Below are 16,619 nucleotides of genomic sequence, written 5' to 3' on the forward strand. Positions count from 1 at the left end.
CAACCGGAATGTCGTCAGTGACATTGACCTGAACCGTTGCGCTCGCCTGGTCACCATCCGTATCGGTGGCGACCACGTTGATGCCGGCCAGGTTGATGACGTTCTCACCACCCGCGTCCGGATGCGGGAAGTTGTCGAGCAGCGTCACATTGACTGTCGCGGACCCGTTAGTGCCCGCCAGGATCGGCAGCGACGGGGCAACCAGGTCGATCTGGATGGCATCGATGCCGTTGATCGAACCAATGATCTGCGTCGGGCCGGCCAGCGTCCAGACGATGTCGGCGCCAGCAACGCCGTTGACGTCCGCCGTGATCCCGGCAACCGACGTGAACGCCACTCCAGTGATATTGTCCGAACCGGCATGAAACGATACCGTTCCGCTGCCGTTCTCGACGTCGGTCGCGGCCGCGCTGCCGGTCGCATTGGCGGTGCCGAGCCCTTCCTCGTCCACCGTGATGATCGCGTTTGTCACCACCGACGGGTCGGTGCCATCGTTGATGGTGATATTCAGCGTCGTCTGCGAGGTGTCGCCGTCGCCGTCCGTCAGCGTGTAGGTGAAGGTGTCCGTCACCGGCGATGCGTTGCTGATGCTGGAATTGGCGACGTAGCTGTAAGTCCCGTCCGGGCTCAGTGTCAGCGTGCCGTACTGGCCAACGACGTGAAAGTCGCCGCCCATGACCGTCGTTGCCCCGGCACCCGTCGCTCCGCTTACCGAAGCGTCGTCGGCACCCTTGGTGTCGGCGCCGGCCGGATTGCCGTCGCTGCCAAGCCCGGTGATCACATTGCCGCTCACCGTGCCGCCTTCGGTCACGCTGTCGGTGTCGGCAACGGCCGTCGGCACGTCGTCGACAATGGCGACTGCAAAGGTGGTGCTGGCCGAATCGCCGTCGACGTCAGTGACGGTGATTGTAAAATTGTCGGGAACCGTGTCGTTGGGATCAAATCCGGTTGTTTGAATCGGATGGGCGACCGACTCGGTGACCGTGTAATTGTATTCGATAGCACCGGTGTTCGGATTGAAGGAGACGATCGTCAGGTAGCCGAAATCGCCCGGAATATGCTGACCGACGGTGGTGACGGTGACGCCGTTGATGACGATTGACCCGATACCGTCCGGCGCATCGACGCTGATCGTTCCGGTGCCGGAGGTTTCCGCGCTGCTCGGCGCGGCGCTGCCCGGCGATTGGCTCCCACCGCCATCAAGACCCGTTTCGCTGGCTGCCTCGCCCGGGGCAAGCAACGACGTGGCCACTACCGACACGCCTCTGTCGACTAGCGAGGGAAACAGCTCGCGATGGTCCGGCTGGCCGAACGCCAGATCCGTCGGCGGCAACAGTGCCGAAAGGCCGAATCCGTCGCCGATGCCGCCGGGAGGCTGTTCGAAATTTCCGCCGGCGCTGCTCGGCGAGCCATTTCCGCCTGCCGAGATCGAGCCATCGGCGCCGAAGGCGACATCGACATGGCTTGCTTCCAGCGCCGCGATCAGGGCCACGCGCGGCACCTCGACGTCGCCGATGAGGAAGGTCGGCACGTTGAGGGCGCCGTCCTTGATGACGATCACCGAACCGTCCGCCTGCTCGAGCACGAGGTTATGGCCGTCGACCTTGATGTTGTCGATCGAGGCATTGGCCGGAAGTTTCACCACATTGCTGGCGTCGGCTACATACTCATGCGATGCAGCCGGCGGCGGTGCCTTCGCCTCCGCGGGCGCTTCCGGCTTGACGGGCGCGCCGCTGCCGACATCGACGGGAACCGGTTCAGCGGCTGCCGGAGCGGCCTTCTGTGTCGAGGCTGCCTCCGCGACCTGGAACGCTGCCTGCGACTGCAGGCCGTTGTGTTCGGAATGCTCGTCCCAAGAATTAGAAACGGTGTCCAATTCGTTACTGTTCGCCATAGCCAAACCCCTTTGGTATTTCCCGGAAAGAGACAGTGGCCGCTTCTGCTTTGCAACCATCCTGCAATCTGTTTCATATATCCCGGTATGCTAATCTCGGCCTTTTTTACGCATGGTAAACCCGGCATATATAACGCGGTATGCGGAGGCCGACCTACGACCCGTCTGGCGGGTTTTTGGGTCCGTTCACTCGGTAAACAGAAGTATAATGTTGTATAAAATTTTACACAAAATAGACGTTGCCAAGTACAGAAAAGTTACCCGCGTTCCTTTCCAATAATTTGAGGCGGAATTGATAGCGTCCACAGTCAAAGGTGGGCGCTATGAAAAAAGAGAAATCCGCACCGGGGGCGACAAGGCTTAAGGCGCTGCTGCTGGCAATCGGCATCATGAGCCTGCCGCAGCCATCGTCGGCGAGCACTTTCCCGGCGAGCCTCGATCCTGCCGATGCGCTGCTGGCGACGATCGAAACGCCTCCCACTCTCGGCGGCATTTCGCTGCTGCGGCCGCAGCCCTGGCAGCCAGTCACGGCCTACAAAATCGGCATGGTTTTCGGCAGCTACGGTCCTGCTGATCAGGAAAACGGCTCTTCGACCGTGCAGGATAATGCCGGGATCGATCCCATCAAGACGGCGGCGATCATTCCCGGCGTGTTCGGATCGGTTGCGCTGTCCATGCACAATTTCCCGGTTTCCGCGCGTTGGGCGCCGGTCTACAAGGCAATCGTCGATTGTTCCGCGGGCAGTGCGTGTGACGGCAAGAACAGTCTCTTTACCGCGATCGTCAATGCCGCCAAGGACAAGCCGTTCGTCGACAAGCTGTCCTTCATCAACTCGAGCATAAACCACGCGATCGCCTACAAGAAGGACATCGCGGTTTACGGCAAGCTCGACTACTGGGCCAAGCCTTCGGAAACTCTCGAGCGGCGGGCGGGGGACTGCGAGGATTTCGCCATTCTCAAGATGGCGGCGCTGCTGCGTGCCGGCATTCCGGCGCAGAGCATGTCGCTCGTCGTCTTGCAGGATCGCAAGCGCGGTTTCTTTCATGCTGTTCTGTCCGTCAGCACCGGAAGCGGTGTGTTCATTCTGGACAGTCTGAGCAACGTCGTCTCGCGCGACAGCGACCTCCCCGACTACGTGCCGTTGTATTCGTTCAGCACCGATCGCGCGTGGATCCACGGCGCCAGAGCCGGCGCGGCCCAAATCGCCGATATCAATGGCGGTCTTGCGACGGTCGCACCCGGAGAGGGCCTGCAGCCGTAGCGGCAAGACAAAGCGAAGCACCCGGTTCAGGTCGCTTTGGGTTCTTGTTCATGGGTGTGGCCTGGTCTTCGCCAAACCGATGGCAGTTTTGGCCGGCATGCATCAGCCGCCGAAAACAAAGGCCATCAGCAGCTCCGGCTCGAGCACCGGCGCCCGCGCCGCGTTCAATTGCCCCCGGTAGCGGCGGTCGCCCGCGCCGATGACGAAACCAGTGGCCACCGGCATTTCGCCATTGGCATCGAGCCGCGCGAAAATGTCGGCGACATTGAGGTCCAGCGCCAGCTTCAGATCGTGGCGCGCATCTTCGTTCGGCGCCGCCGGCAATTGACGCCTGACCAGCTGCTGGAACGGCGCATTGAAGGTCAGGATCTTCTTCGACGATGACAGCGCGAAGGCCGGTGACGGGCAGGCGACCAGAATGGCGTTGATCGTTTTGATCGATGCAAGCCTTCGCAAGGTCTGGTTTTCCTCGGCCAATCCGCGCATGCAGGCCACCCGGATTGCCGATGTCAGGTTTCCGGTGTTGGCATGGCTCTCGGCGATCTCGTCGATCAGCATGCCGATGGTGCATTTGCGGCTTTCGGCCATCTGCTTCAGAGAGGTCCAGAACGCCCGCTCCAGACGAATGCCGCGCCGCGTGCCGCCACGCGCTACAACCCGGAATTCCAGCCCGAAATCTTCTGTCGCCAGGGGCGGAAGCAGCCGGTCGCGGTCGGCAAGAGGGGAAGCGGCGCTATCGTTCACTCATCGCCTCCTCGCGTGCCTTGTTGATCGGCTTCAGCAGATAGGTGAGGATCGTTTTGCGTCCGGTCTTGATGTCGACCGTACAAATCATGCCGGGGATGATCGAATAGGTCTTGCCGTCCCGCGTCAATGTCGACCTCTCGGTTGCGACACGGACCTGATAGTAGGGCTCGCCCGTCTTCTGGTCCACCAGGCTGTCGGCGGTGATGTTCGAGACTTTGCCCTCGATGCCACCGAAGATCGAGAAATCATAGGCGGTTACCTTGATCAGCGCGTCCTGGCCCGGACGGATGAAGGCAACATCTCGCGGTGAAACCCGCGCTTCGACCAGCAGGGTCTCGGAAGTTGGCACGATGCCCGCCACGACTGCGCCGGGCTGCACGAAGGCGCCAAGCGTGTTGACGTCAAGCGTGTTGACGATCCCGTCGACAGGGGAGCGGATATCCGTGCGCGCCACCTTGTCGGTGGCGCCGCGTATGGTCTCGTCGACGACCGAAAGATCGGCCAGCGCCTGCGTCAGGTCACTCAGCGCTTCTTGTTGTAGCTGCAGGCCGAGTTCGTTGACCTGAAGCTGGGCCTCCGTGATGGCCGACTTGGCTTTCTTGATCGTTTCTCCAGCGAGCGTCAGCTGACCGTTGAGCTCGGTCAGCTCGCGCTCGACGCGGAGCTGCTCGGTTCGCGCCATCAGACCCTTCTTGACCATCGATTCGACCAGCTTTGCCTCCTGGTCACTGACGGCGAGATTCTTCGTGAGGCGATCGGAATTGGCGGTGGCTTCGTCCAATTCCTTCTCGCGCTGGTCGAGGCGCGACTTGAGAACCGACAGCTTGACTTCGAAGTTGTCGCGGCGGGCGACGAGTAGCTTCTGCTCGTTGTCGCAGATTTCCGGCGCCACCTTCTGGATTTCGGACGGACAGGGAAATGCGCCTTCGAGATTGCCGGTCTGTTCGAATTTGAGCCGGGCAATGCGCGTCTGCAGGGCCCGCGCCTTGGCCTGCTGTTCGCCGAGGCTGGAGGTGTTGAACGTATTGTCGAGACGGATGATGAGGTCGTTCTTCTTGACGACCTGCCCGATCGTCACGGCAATTTCCTGAACAACGCCCGGCTCGCTGGCCTGGATGATCTGGGTCTTCGAGGCGGGTATGATCTTGCCGTCGCCGCGTGCGATTTCATCGACCTCGGCATAGGACGCCCAGGCGACCGAACTCACAAAAAGCGCGCCGATGATCAATATGGATGCCGACGCAAAAAGCGGCGGCCGGTCTTCCCTGGCAAGCATTTCCTACGCCCCAACGTACTGAATATGTTCAATAAGTCTTTTTCTGTCAGGCGCTTGTTTTCTGCAGCGCCTGTATCACTTGGTCCTTCGGTCCATCGGCGACGATCTTGCCCTGCTCGATGACAATGAGTCGGTCGGCCAGTTCGAGCATGCTGAAGCGATGCGTTGAAACGATCAGCGTGGTGTTTCGATCGAAAGCCACCTTGAGCTGCTTGATCAGCTGCCGCTCCGAAGCCAGATCCATCGAGCCCGACGGCTCGTCCAGGAACACGATTTTCGGTTTGGTCAGCAACAGCCGGGCAATCGCCATCGTCTGTCTCTGGCCGCCCGAGAGATTGGTGCCGCGCTCGCCGACATTCATGTCGTAGCCACGCGGGTGGCGGGAGACGAAATCGTCGACACCCGCGGCCTTGGCCGCCTCGACGATCTGCTCATCGGTCGCCTCCGGACATGCCATCAGGAGATTTTCCTTGATAGTGCCCGAAAACAGATCATTGGCCTGCGCGACGATCCCGACGGCGGCGCGAACCTCCGAGGGGTGGTATTGGCGGATGTCGATACCGTCCAGCAGCAACTCGCCCGAGCTCGGCAGGAAAAGCCTGCCAATCAGCCGGCCCATGGTTGTCTTTCCCGACCCTATGCGGCCGATGATGCCGATCCGCTCGCCCGGCTTCACCGAGAAATTCAGACCGGTCAGGACCTCATTTTCGGAGCCCGGATAGACAAAGCCGACATTCCTGAACACCATGGCGCCATTGCGGATGGGCCGGTTGACGAAACCCACCGTATCGGGGCGGTCCTCCGGCTGCGCCATGATCGAGTTCACCATGCGCAGGGAGAGCATGGCCTGGCGAAGCCTGGACAAGGTGATGGCGATCTGGCCGAGCGGAGCCACGGCGCGGCCCGCCAGCATGACGGTGCCGATGATGGCTCCGGTGGAGACATGCCCTTCCGAGAAGGCGTAGGCACCGGCCACGATCAGGGCGACGGTGACCATCTGCTGGATGGCCTGCGTTATATTGCCGGCGGCCGCCGAAAGCTGCTTGATCTTCTCGGACGTGTTGGACGCATTCTTGGAATGCTCTCCCCACTTTCGCAACAGATAGGCCTCGGCCCGCAGCGACTTGATCGTCTCCAGCGTGGAGATGGATTCGACCAGCAGCGCCTGCCGTTGCGAGGCCTCGTTCATTGAGGCGGCGACACGCTTCCCGATTTGCCGCTGCGTGATCAGTCCGACGATCACGGAGGCGACGAAGGCCAGCGCCGGTATGATGACCAGCCAGCCGCCTATCGCATAGATGACAAGAAGGAAGACGAAGACGAAGGCGGTGTCGATGAACACGCTGATGGTGTTCGACGTGAAGAATTCGCGCACGAATTCATACTGCGTCACCCGATTTGCGTATTCGCCCGTCGAGCCGGGCCGTGCCGACAGGGACGAGTTCAGCACTTTCTCGAACAGCAGATAGGAGATGCGCAGATCCGCCTTGCGCCCGGCATAGTCGATGAGGGACGCCCTGGCGGTCTTCAAAAGCAGGTCGAACAGGATGACCGCACCGATGCCGATCGACAGGACCCAGAGCGTCGATATTGCCTTGTTCGGCAATATCCTGTCGTAGACGTTCATGGTGAAGATCGGCGAGGCGATGGCCAGGAGATTGATGAATATCGCCGACAGGATAACCTTCGAATAGGTGCGCCAGAACGGGCCCATTGTTCCCGTCAGCCAATGTCGCCGCTCGATCTTCGGCGCCGAACCGACGTTCATTCCTTCGGTGGCGTTGGCATAGGTTAGCGAGAAGGAAACGCCGCCGCTGATGGTGCTGGCGGCCAACTCGGATTTCGCAAGGGTTACGCGGCCGTCTTCCTGGGGAGCGGTCGAGAATGCGCCGTCCTCGGTTTCGGCCAGCAGGGCAACAGGCAATTGGCTAACGCGAAACACAATGGCAGGGAGGTCGATGCGCCCCCGAAGAAAGTCACGATGGCTGAATTCGGTGATTTCAAGGCCGATGCGCTCGGCAAGATGCCGGATGGCGTCGATGTCGATTTGCGTGTCCGACAGCGGCACGCCGGCGAACAGCACGGTTGGCGCGCTCGGCCTGCCGAGATATCCGGCAATGGCCGAGAAGCAGGCCTTGAACGCCTCCTTCGGGGAGAGGATGTTGGGTTGCTGGTTCACGATCCGCCCATTGGGACTTTCGATCGATCCTTACATCCGCTTACTTTTTCCTGACCGGTGCCAGGATATCGAACGGCAGGTCATTCTTCTGTTCTGAAGGGGTCCGCGCATAGGTTTCGGTGTCCGCCGTTTCCGGTGTCGCGAACTCGGTGCGTGCGTAAGCCGCGGCCTGCTTTGGCGGGTGAATATCCATCGTCCTCAGCAACTGCCCGGTCGCAGCCAGAAGCCGATATTGGGCGAAAAGGGATGCGTAGGACGCGGTGTCCGCCAGCGTCGCTGTGTTGAAACGCGTATTCTGCGCATCCAGAACATCGAGTAGCGAGCGCTGCCCGACCTTGAATTGCTCGCGATAAGACGCAACCAGCTTCTCGCTGGAAGCGGCTTGCAGCTTCAGGGTCTTTGCCAGATCGGCTTGCCGGAAGCGACGATCCCAGGATGTGCGAACGGCTTCTTCGATCTCCCGCAGCACCTGATGCAGCGCAAGCCGCTGTTCGCTGGCGCGGCGGATTTGTTCCTGCTCATTGGCTTTGTCGATGCCGCCCCGGTACAGGTTCCAGCGCAGCACAAGGCGTGCTTGCAGGTCGGACGTGTCTCCATTGTCGCCGTCAATGTCGTAGCCGGCCCGGGCAGTGCCTTCGGCGACGATCGACGGACCATATTTCGCCCGGGCCGCGTCCACCAGGGAAGCTGCCGCGGAAATATCGCTATTGGCCATATGGACGCGCGGGTTGTTCTCGCGCGCAAGTCCGATTGCATCGTCCAGGGACCTCGGCAGCGCGGACGAAACATCGCCCGGCCTCGACGCATTGGTCAGCGGTTTACCGACAGTCTTGAAGAACCGTATCCTCGAGGCTTCCAGTTCTTCCGAGGCTTCCTGCATGCGGGCCTTGGCTGCAAACAGCCGCTCCTCGGCCTGTTGCCGGTCGGCTTCATTCAACCCGCCGCCCGCGATACCTTCCTGGATGTCGTGGAGAATCGCCTGATGGAAGCCCAGGTTCTTCTTTGCCTCCACCACGATCGAGCCCTGAAGCATGTATTCGAGATAGTCCTGGACAACTGAGAGCCCGATGAATTCAGACCGCTCCAGCACACGAAAGGACGCGCCGTCGACGCGCGAGGCTTGACGGTTCAGCTCGGCTCTTCTTGCACCGCTGTCATATACCGTCTGCGAAACTGTCAGGTCGGTTTCCGCGGGATAAAGCGCGTCATGCTCGATAGAGAGCGCGCGCCGGGAGGAGTTGTCCAGACGACGAGCACCACCCGACGCCTCCAGATCCAGGCTGGGCAGATAGAGCCCTTTGGCCTGACGCAACTCGAACTCGATTGCTTCGCGATTTTCTATGGCCTGGCCGATCTCGGGGTTGGATTCGACGGCAACCGCCACCGCTTCCTTGAGCGTAAGCGCACTGGCACTTGCGCAGGTCAGCATCGTAGCCGCCATCAAAAGACCAAGGCGCTTGCCCATGGCTGACATGCTTGTCGTATTCATTCAACCTGCCCCAACGTTTCCCGTGCGCTCTTTTCGAGCACTACAACCAAGCCTGAACCTATCTCAAGTGATTATCCAACAGTTTCACGAAATAAGTGAACGAATATTATTTTAGAAGTCGCTAATCGGCAGATTTTTGGTGATAAGGTTGCGTAATGTAGCAAAAATAGCACAACAAACCGGCTCGTCTGGGTTGTGCCCGGAAGCGGCCAGCATGGATAGCCGCAAGCAACAATGCCTGAGCGCGGGCAGAGCCGCAGGCGGCCTGAATGAGTCCGAAGCCGCGATAGAATCGGCAACGTTCCTTCGAGTCCGGGCTGGACAACAAGCGGATCGGTGATGAATCGCGGGCTGCCATGCACACACCCGCGCTAAAGCGGTGGCGGGTGCCCCTGCGTTAAGCTTCGCGCAATCTCTTCAATCTATGCTGGATGCCAGATTGTCGAGGACAAGATGAAGCGCAGGTCGACCTTACTCTTCGCTTTTCCAGCTTTCATCCTGATGGTTCTGGCGGGGGCGCGGATCGCGACGTTCTTGCTGGGCGTCTATCCGGCAAGTCCCACAATGTGGCGGATCTGGCTTGAACTGCGCCCCCTGTCGGCGATGTTCTGGCAGCAGGTCGACCTTTATCTCGGCGGTTCGATGGCCTTGGACGGCGTCATCCTGGTCGCCGCGGCGATGCTGTGCTGGAGCGCATGCCACATGAAACGGGGGGCCGGTTTCTTCCTGGCCAATCACGTCGCGCTGCTTTTCGCCGGGCTGATGATGGCTGTCGGCGGCCATTCGGAAACGGCGAGCACGATTGCCGCGTTCTCGGCACCCAGCGGTTTCCCGTTGATGGTCGATTTCACGTGGGAGAACAGCCTCGTGCTGGTCCTCGGCTTTGCGGCGTGCGCCTACTGTCACCTCGCGTTCCTCCGCGAAACCAGACAGCGCGGCGAAGCATTGGCCGTGCGCCTCGTCGCTTTGCAGCGCGATTTCTAATCCAGCGGAGCGCCAGTACCCCCCGCCCTCACGCCCGGCTTTTTCAATTGATCTTGCGATAGTAGACCTTGCCGTCCGGCGTTTCGGTTCGCTGGTATCCCGGATTCGGGGCAGGGGGCGCGGTGGCTACCCTTCTCTTGGGTGGCCGCGGCGCATCGATGATCGTGGGTTCGGCCGCGACTTCCGTACTGGAAGACGCTTCCGCCACGGTGCTTGTCGCAGCGACGGGTTCCGACACGCTCGAGGTTCCCGCACCGTCGGTCGGTGGAAGGTCCTGTTCCAGGCGGGCTATATTGCCGTTGATTTCGTTGAAACGGCCCTGCAATTGGCTGTCCAGTCTTTCAAACCGGCTCTGAAAACCGTTGTTGACCGTATCGAGCCGGGCAACGATCCGCTGCTCGAAGGCACCGAGTTCCTCGAGACGCCCCTCCACGGTGCGCAGCTCGGCGATGCCTCGATAGAGATAGATGGCGGCGGTCGCGTTCAGCACGGCAAACAGCGTCAATCCAACGCCGACCACGACGCTCAGCCGCGACCGGCTCGCATCCCTGTCGAGCAGCCGCGGTTCGATCGGCTCGGCGGCCACGGCAGGCACGTGCGGATCGCTGATCGTCGTCATTGAACCACCACCTTGGTGCCCACAGGCACGCGCTTGAAAAGATCGATCACATCCGTGTTGGTGAGACGAAAGCAACCCGATGTGCCGTCGAACCCCACGCCCGAGGGATCGTTGGTGCCATGGATACGGTAGAGCGTGTCGTGTCCGTCGCGAAGCAGATAGAGCGCGCGTGCGCCGAGCGGGTTATACGGGCCCGAGGGCACCAGCTCCGGCAGTTCCGGCTGGCGGGCGCGCATGTCCCTGGGCGGGCGCCATTGCGGCCATTCCGTCTTGGCGCCGACCTTCACGACCCCGGTCCAGCCAAACCCGTCGCGCCCGACGCTGATCCGGTAGCGAAGTGCCTGGCCCTGGCCGGTCACCAGGTAAAGCGCCTTCTCGTTCTTGCGGATGATGATCGTCCCGGGCTGTTCGGCGGTTGCGAAGGCAACGGCCTTGCGCAGGCTGGGCCCCATCGCCGGCAGTGGCGGGGCCGAAAGTCCCGACCGCGCCTGGGCGAAGCCGTGGCCGGACAGCGCCAGCACCAGACTGAGCACGCCGGCGCCGGCCAGCCGGGGGACGATCCCCTGCCTACCGGACAGCGTCATCGAGCCGCTCTTTGAACATCTTCTTCAGATCCTTGTTGAAGCGGGCCCGGCCATCCACTTCGGAAGGCAGGATCGCCCGGTTCAAGGCATCGGTCAGAAGGGCATTGTCGAGCGCGACCGATTTGATGTGCGGCGCCTTGAATATCTTCTCCAGCTCACTGCGCGAAAAATGGTTCCCGAACCATTTGCGCTTGTGCTTGTTGGCGACGAGCGTGATGCTGACCGCATTGCCGCGCAGCTCGCGGATCTTCTTGTAGAGCCGCTTGCCTTGCCGCAGCGACGCGACGTTGAGCTCGAAGACGATGAAGATCTCGTCGCTGGTCGAGAGCACGGAATTGTGCCAGGGCGTTTCGATGTTGGGCAGGTCGATGATGATGTCGTCGAACCGGTAGGCGACGAGGTCCAGCAGCCGGAAGACGAAATCGCTGCCATGCGGCTCGAACGGCAGCTGCGGCCTCTCGAACGCGTAGAGGGTGAGACCGGACGGGCGCGAAAGCTTGATGACATCCATCAGCTCGACATCGAGCCGTTCCGGCTGGCCGATGATGCCGGCGAGGTCGAACTGGTTGAACAGATTGAGGTAGGCGCCGCAATTGGCGCTCTGGAAATCGAGATCGACCAGGCAGGTCGACGCTGCGCGCTCAGCCGATTTCGAGGCCAGGAATTCCGCCGCCGACAAAGCGAGCGTCGTGGCGCCGGCGCCGCCGCTGGCGCTGATGAAGGTGACGATGCGGCTTTTCGTGCCCTGGTTGCCGGTGTCGTGGAAGGTCACCGCGTTGAGCAGCTCCTTGCCGTCGAGCGGCTTGTGCAGCCAGTCCGAAGCGTTCATGCGCACCAAAACGCGCGTCTGTTCCGAGGTCAGTTCGTCGGAAACCGCGATCAGCGGCACGGATGCCCACAGCGCGCGCGCCTCGACGATGCCTGGCCGGCCAAGCAACTCGCCATTGCCGAGATCGAGGATGACGATGCCCGGGCGCGTATCCGCGGGCGGGCCTCTCAGAAAATCGCCGGTCTCGGAAATCCTGACATCATAGATCGCCAGCGCATCGAGCCGTGTCGCCACATCGCGCTTGAAATTCGGATCCGACGAAAACAGCGCCACCTGCTTGCGCTTGGTCGGCAGGACCTTGGTGTTGATGGCGTTCATGGCGCGGTACTCTTCATGTCTTCGCCCGTAACCGTGCTCAGCATGGAGGGCATGGAGATGTTTCCGAACCCGAGCAGTCCACTCAGGAAGAAGAACTGAAAGGTCATGTTCTGAAGGCTTACGGTTATCGTCGGCACCGACCCGCCCGCGCGGGTTTGGTATCCAAGCCCAGTCGCCGCATATCTGATGATGATATTGGAGGGCTGGAGCAGAGAAAAGAAATGACACATACCTGGCCGTTGCCCCGTTGCAAGCGCCGGGCAGGTGCCGACACCGACTGCGTCGCCGCGAAAAATGCGATTGAAGTTCGCCGGGTTAAAAGTAGTTGTTGCCGGACATCCCGTGCCGACACAACTGCACGTACTTGTGGCGCCATTGCACGTAAAGTCATAGTTGCCCACAGGGATCGGATCGCCCGGTATTGTCGCGAGTCCGGCCGCCGCAATTTCGGGCGCGATCGGCGTTGAAATCGAAGCCATGCGTGCCCCGATCTCCACGGCTTTGGTCGCGGAATTCCACTGAAACCATGCGTAGCCGAAATCAACGAAGCCGAGGGTGAGCACCAGCAGCACGACCATGCTGATGGTGAACTCCACCATCACGGCGCCGGATTCGTCTTTTCTGAAACGGGCCAGATTGGGCATCTCACCACCCTATGTAACGTTCTTCGTGGGCAGCAGAAAAGGTGATCGGTCCTAGTCCGAGATAGTTAAGCAAAGAGGCTCCGGTATAGGTGAAAGATGTCGAGAGCCGCACCACCCGGACACTCGACGTAGAGCTGCTGTAGTTTTGTAAACCATTGGCGTCCGTGGTCACTGGTACTACAAGATAATTGAGATCGACCGTAACTGCAGTCGGCAGCCAGCTCGTGACGCGGCTGGCAATGCTGCAATTGCCGCCGCAGTTGTACGTTCCAGTTGCGGCGATGTTGGCGGCGTAGGTGGCGCAGTCCAGCGCTGCATTGAATGTCTGATTGCAGCGTGCTGCATAGCGAGCACCGTCATTGAGACCGGCTTCGATCAGCGATTTTTGGTGGAGGAGATTGCCGAATTCGAACACGCCTGCCGAAAGGCTAATCATTAACGGCGTGATCAGCGTCATTTCGACGAGAACCGCGCCCCGATCCTCGCGGCCAAACTTGCGTAACATCAGCCTCAGTGCAGCCAGCATCACATCACCTGTAAAGCTGCACTTCGGTTCGCACCAGCGATGACAGGGTGCCCCGGCCCCGGACGCCGTTAATATCCACGATCTCCGCCATGACTTCGCTACCGGTGATCGCCTGGGTCAGAAATATGCTTGCAAAGCCCATTGCAGGCACAGCGCCGCTCTGACCGTTAAGCTGAGTTACGACAGCTTGAGAACTGCAATCCACAATGGCGGCCTGGAACAGACGACGGTCGGTACCGCCGGTCGTCGCGGCGCAGCCGGGCGTGCCGGTTTCTCCCCCGATGGACTGGGTGCCGACAAGGCCATGATCAATTTCATACTTGTAGAGATCGTACCGCGACGGCGGATTGGTATTGCTATAGGATTGGCCGTTGGCATCCTTGAAACCAGCGAGCCCGGCCGTCAGCTTGTTGACGCTGACATAGCCATCGTAGTCCCAAAAGCCGCTGCCTATTTGGCCGCTAAACGCAAGATCAGGGGTCAGTCCGCGGAATTTAGTTGTATCGGTTTGTAGAGTGCTGACGCATTTCCCCGTGGTCTTGAAGCCTTTTCGCACGTTTGGTGCCGGCGGCCACCGATTATCGTTCTTGGATGGGAAGGCGTTGCCGTTCGCATATAGATCGAAGCGCGTGTTGAACGCAGCCGTGACTTTCGTCGTCAAAGTGCCTGTCTGCGTGTAGATGAGCCTAGAGTTCACGCACTCGGGCACGCGGCCGATAGCAATATCCGTTGCGAGATCGGTCTCTCCGTAACCATGGCCGTCGCTTGGCCGTAGGAAACCGATATTGCCTGGTCCCCATGCGTTGCTGCCCGCAATGAGTTTGAGGCTCTTTCTCAGAAGACTGGCCGAAGTCGCGATCTGATTGAGATCCTGCCCGGGAAAGGGATTGCAGATGAACGAAGGGATCATCTGGCAAACTGTAGCGCCCGCATTGCCGGCGACCGCCGTCGACCCGATGTTCATGCTGTTGCTGGCGCTGTTGCCCGTGAGATACGAAGCCGGGAACATCGCGGCGAATCCAACAGGCTTTACCGTGACTTCGACAAAGCGCGCCGCGGTTGCATCCGTGGTGACATTCGCATTGGTGATAGGATCACTGTCGTTGGTAGGCAGACCGCTCAGATAGCGCCAGCTAATGCCGCTAGTTATCACCGCTGTCGCAGTCAGTGGCTGCTGGCTGCCTTGGGTGGAGAAGCGGTAATTATTGTGAACGAGATTAAGGATGGCGCGATCCGCGCGGGTAATCGCGTCCGTTCGCCCGTCAAGCTCCGCGGCCCCGGCAAGCGCGAATGCGTCGGCACCCTTCTGCAAGTCATTGTGCAGGCTATTCGCCCGGCTCATGTCGATCACTAGAAGAGCAAAACCGACAATCACCGGCAGCATGATGGCGACGAGGATCATCGCTATGCCGCGCTCATCGTTCCAGAAGGCTCGAATGGTCCCCAACATGACCTTACTCTCTGCTTTCCTGCGCCAGGGCCCCTCGCATGCCCGGCGCCCTCCGCATCCTTCCGTTCAGTTCACTGCTGCGTCACACCCGATCCGCCGACATTGACCGTGATCGCCGGCGGCGGCGGCGGCGGCGGCGGAAATTTGTAGCGGTGTGCAACAGCGGCGGCGCGCGTGCCGTCGCCCTCGATATGTGTGTTCCTGGAGGCCGGATTGAGCGGATCGACCGTCTGCAGCATCGAATTGTATTTCTGCGTGTCGCCGGCGGCCAAGGTCACCGAGTCGTAGTGGTTGAGATAGTCGGCGGCGCAGCCTGACAGCGCACCGGCGCACAGAATGAGGATCAAGGCGCTATTTCTTGACATAGAGCATCTTGTCCTTCGATTTGAAGTCCAGCATGTGGCCATAGGGGCCGGTGACGCCATCGCCCGTTTCATACTTACGGATCATGTCCTTGTTCACCTCGAGCTGGCCGAGCACGAAGAATTCCGGGTCGTTGGCGGGCCGTGTCTTGTCGAACGGCGTCGCCAGCTGTTCGCCGGGCTTCACCGGCCGCACGATGTGCGGGGTGACGATGACGACCAGCTCGGTCTCTTCCTTCTGGTTGCTCGAATTGCGAAACAGCGCCCCGATCACCGGCACCTGACCGAGCCACGGCACCTGGTTCTGCAGCTTGGTGGTCTTGCTGGACAGAAGCCCGCCGACGGCGAAGCTCTGGCCGTCGCGCAGTTCGACGACGGTTTCCAGCTTGCGGTTGGTGAAGATCGGGTCGCCGGCAGTGGTGAAACCTGTGAGGTCGCTGACCTCCGGCGCCAGCTGGATGTGGATCTTGTCATCGGCGAGCACGATCGGCGTGAACAGCAGATTGACGCCGAACTGCTTGTACTCGATCTGCACCTGGCCATTTTTGTCGACGCTGCGGATAGGGACTTGGCCACCGGCATTGAAGCTGGCCGGCTCGCCGGAGAGGGTGGTGAGATTCGGCTCGGCCAGCGTGCGCACCACGCCCTTGGCCTCCAGCGCTTCGATAATCAGGTCGACCTTGATGTTGCTGTCAATGACGCGGGTGATCAGGGCTGCGAACGGGTTGGTGTTCGACAGCAGGCCGCTGACAAGGTCGCCTGCGCCGAGCACGGCTCCATCCGCGTCGACGGTGGCAATTCCGGTTCCGGTCCGGGTTGTGCCCCGGCTGTTCGTGCTCCTGATTGACACGCCGAGGTCACGGCCCGCATTGCGCTTGGCTTCAAGCACGCGAACTTCGAGATTGACCTGCTGGCTGTCGTCGACGGTGACGGCGTTGATGATGGCGTCGGGGCCATATTGCTGTGCCACTTCCATGATCGCCGCCAGCGTGGCGCCGTCCTTGACATGACCGCCAAGCCTGACCCTGCCGTTGACCGAGCCGATTTCGATGCGCGACCTCGGCGACACCTGGCGGATCGCCGCCGCCATGTCGCTGACATCGACGCCGACCTCGATCTGGATGACGCCGAGCGAGCGCTTTTCAGGTGAGAACAGGTTGACCGTGGTGGTGCCGGCGCCCTTGCCGATAACATAGAGCGTACGGTCGGTCATGGGCTGGGCGTCGGCGATCTTCTCGTCGCCGACGACAATATCGCCGAGGTTGGCATTCACCTGGAGGGTTACCGATTGCGACATCGGCAGGAAAATCCGATGAACGCTGGGGTTAGACACATCGATGAAACGGTCGGCCGCATCGGCCGCCAGGCTCGATAGCAACAGCGACGCCAAGCCGGACAACGCGGCCGCCGCCATCCCAGTCCAAAACCCTCGCATCCCCGTCTCCCCAATCGCCGC

The 16,619-nt window shown here is 60.9% G+C and carries 15 protein-coding genes; 2 read left to right on the plus strand and 13 right to left on the minus strand.

The window, feature by feature from the left end; all coding sequences use genetic code 11:
• Nucleotides 1-1,894: cadherin-like domain-containing protein (locus tag JT360_RS22370; RefSeq protein ID WP_214474126.1), on the minus strand; the 1,894-nt coding region annotated here is incomplete at its 3' end.
• A 389-nt stretch (nucleotides 1,895-2,283) separates the two neighbouring features.
• On the opposite strand from JT360_RS22370, the gene JT360_RS22375 reads away from it, so the two are divergent.
• Complete coding sequence (locus JT360_RS22375) at nucleotides 2,284-3,156, plus strand: transglutaminase-like cysteine peptidase (protein ID WP_352128105.1); 873 nt, start codon at nucleotides 2,284-2,286, stop codon at nucleotides 3,154-3,156.
• 102 nt (nucleotides 3,157-3,258) lie between these two features.
• Here JT360_RS22375 and JT360_RS22380 read toward each other — a convergent pair whose 3' ends face one another.
• From JT360_RS22380 to JT360_RS22395, 4 genes are read right to left on the minus strand one after another with little or no spacing between them, the layout of a single operon-like run.
• A complete protein-coding gene (locus JT360_RS22380; protein WP_214474128.1) occupies nucleotides 3,259-3,900 on the minus strand; it encodes a ribbon-helix-helix domain-containing protein in 642 nt (213 codons plus the stop codon).
• Nucleotides 3,890-5,179: an HlyD family type I secretion periplasmic adaptor subunit gene (locus tag JT360_RS22385; RefSeq protein WP_214474131.1), complete on the minus strand. Its 1,290-nt coding sequence runs from the start codon at nucleotides 5,177-5,179 to the stop codon at nucleotides 3,890-3,892. The genes JT360_RS22380 and JT360_RS22385 overlap by 11 nt, the downstream gene beginning before the upstream one ends.
• 46 nt (nucleotides 5,180-5,225) lie before the next feature.
• Nucleotides 5,226-7,358 carry a type I secretion system permease/ATPase gene (locus JT360_RS22390; protein ID WP_214474133.1) on the minus strand — a complete coding sequence of 711 codons (2,133 nt, stop codon included), beginning with the start codon at nucleotides 7,356-7,358 and terminating at the stop codon, nucleotides 5,226-5,228.
• A 40-nt stretch (nucleotides 7,359-7,398) separates the two neighbouring features.
• On the minus strand, nucleotides 7,399-8,847 hold the full coding sequence (locus JT360_RS22395) for a TolC family protein (RefSeq protein WP_214474135.1): 1,449 nt from the start codon (nucleotides 8,845-8,847) through the stop codon (nucleotides 7,399-7,401).
• Nucleotides 8,848-9,300: 453 nt separating this feature from the next.
• Here JT360_RS22395 and JT360_RS22400 point away from each other — a divergent pair, with 453 nt between their 5' ends.
• Entirely contained in the window at nucleotides 9,301-9,831 is a 531-nt protein-coding gene (locus tag JT360_RS22400) for a hypothetical protein (RefSeq protein ID WP_214474137.1), read from the plus strand.
• Nucleotides 9,832-9,874: 43 nt separating this feature from the next.
• Here JT360_RS22400 and JT360_RS22405 read toward each other — a convergent pair whose 3' ends face one another.
• From JT360_RS22405 to JT360_RS22440, 8 genes are all read right to left on the minus strand, one after another.
• Nucleotides 9,875-10,450, minus strand: a complete 576-nt coding sequence (locus JT360_RS22405; protein ID WP_214474138.1) for a hypothetical protein — start codon at nucleotides 10,448-10,450, stop codon at nucleotides 9,875-9,877.
• Nucleotides 10,447-11,034, minus strand: a complete 588-nt coding sequence (locus JT360_RS22410; protein ID WP_214474140.1) for a L,D-transpeptidase — start codon at nucleotides 11,032-11,034, stop codon at nucleotides 10,447-10,449. The genes JT360_RS22405 and JT360_RS22410 overlap by 4 nt, the downstream gene beginning before the upstream one ends.
• A complete protein-coding gene (locus JT360_RS22415) occupies nucleotides 11,018-12,181 on the minus strand; it encodes a CpaE/TadZ family protein (protein WP_214474142.1) in 1,164 nt (387 codons plus the stop codon). Before JT360_RS22415 ends, JT360_RS22410 begins: the two co-directional genes overlap by 17 nt.
• The gene (locus tag JT360_RS22420) at nucleotides 12,178-12,825 is read right to left on the minus strand and encodes a TadE/TadG family type IV pilus assembly protein (protein ID WP_214474146.1); all 648 of its coding nucleotides are present in this window, start codon (nucleotides 12,823-12,825) and stop codon (nucleotides 12,178-12,180) included. Before JT360_RS22420 ends, JT360_RS22415 begins: the two co-directional genes overlap by 4 nt.
• Nucleotide 12,826: 1 nt before the next feature.
• Nucleotides 12,827-13,351: a TadE/TadG family type IV pilus assembly protein gene (locus tag JT360_RS22425; protein ID WP_214474153.1), complete on the minus strand. Its 525-nt coding sequence runs from the start codon at nucleotides 13,349-13,351 to the stop codon at nucleotides 12,827-12,829.
• Nucleotides 13,352-13,355: 4 nt separating this feature from the next.
• On the minus strand, nucleotides 13,356-14,801 hold the full coding sequence (locus tag JT360_RS22430; protein WP_214474156.1) for a TadE/TadG family type IV pilus assembly protein: 1,446 nt from the start codon (nucleotides 14,799-14,801) through the stop codon (nucleotides 13,356-13,358).
• A gap of 71 nt (nucleotides 14,802-14,872) precedes the next feature.
• A complete protein-coding gene (locus JT360_RS22435) occupies nucleotides 14,873-15,166 on the minus strand; it encodes a hypothetical protein (protein ID WP_214474159.1) in 294 nt (97 codons plus the stop codon).
• Nucleotides 15,153-16,598, minus strand: a complete 1,446-nt coding sequence (locus JT360_RS22440; protein WP_214474162.1) for a type II and III secretion system protein family protein — start codon at nucleotides 16,596-16,598, stop codon at nucleotides 15,153-15,155. The genes JT360_RS22435 and JT360_RS22440 overlap by 14 nt, the downstream gene beginning before the upstream one ends.
• Nucleotides 16,599-16,619: the final 21 nt, after the last annotated feature.

This window comes from Mesorhizobium sp. dw_380, assembly GCF_018588885.1.
Lineage (GTDB): Bacteria > Pseudomonadota > Alphaproteobacteria > Rhizobiales > Rhizobiaceae > Mesorhizobium.

What these genes read in the sequence shown, in the direction of transcription:
- JT360_RS22375 (WP_352128105.1), top strand. Translation starts at nt 2,284, where the DNA reads ATGAGCCTGCCGCAGCCATCGTCGGCGAGCACTTTCCCGGCGAGCCTC.
- JT360_RS22385 (WP_214474131.1), bottom strand. Translation starts at nt 5,179, where the DNA reads ATGCTTGCCAGGGAAGACCGGCCGCCGCTTTTTGCGTCGGCATCCATA.
- JT360_RS22395 (WP_214474135.1), bottom strand. Translation starts at nt 8,847, where the DNA reads ATGAATACGACAAGCATGTCAGCCATGGGCAAGCGCCTTGGTCTTTTG.
- JT360_RS22400 (WP_214474137.1), top strand. Translation starts at nt 9,301, where the DNA reads ATGAAGCGCAGGTCGACCTTACTCTTCGCTTTTCCAGCTTTCATCCTG.
- JT360_RS22405 (WP_214474138.1), bottom strand. Translation starts at nt 10,450, where the DNA reads ATGACGACGATCAGCGATCCGCACGTGCCTGCCGTGGCCGCCGAGCCG.
- JT360_RS22410 (WP_214474140.1), bottom strand. Translation starts at nt 11,034, where the DNA reads ATGACGCTGTCCGGTAGGCAGGGGATCGTCCCCCGGCTGGCCGGCGCC.
- JT360_RS22415 (WP_214474142.1), bottom strand. Translation starts at nt 12,181, where the DNA reads ATGAACGCCATCAACACCAAGGTCCTGCCGACCAAGCGCAAGCAGGTG.
- JT360_RS22420 (WP_214474146.1), bottom strand. Translation starts at nt 12,825, where the DNA reads ATGCCCAATCTGGCCCGTTTCAGAAAAGACGAATCCGGCGCCGTGATG.
- JT360_RS22425 (WP_214474153.1), bottom strand. Translation starts at nt 13,351, where the DNA reads ATGCTGGCTGCACTGAGGCTGATGTTACGCAAGTTTGGCCGCGAGGAT.
- JT360_RS22430 (WP_214474156.1), bottom strand. Translation starts at nt 14,801, where the DNA reads ATGTTGGGGACCATTCGAGCCTTCTGGAACGATGAGCGCGGCATAGCG.
- JT360_RS22435 (WP_214474159.1), bottom strand. Translation starts at nt 15,166, where the DNA reads ATGTCAAGAAATAGCGCCTTGATCCTCATTCTGTGCGCCGGTGCGCTG.
- JT360_RS22440 (WP_214474162.1), bottom strand. Translation starts at nt 16,598, where the DNA reads ATGCGAGGGTTTTGGACTGGGATGGCGGCGGCCGCGTTGTCCGGCTTG.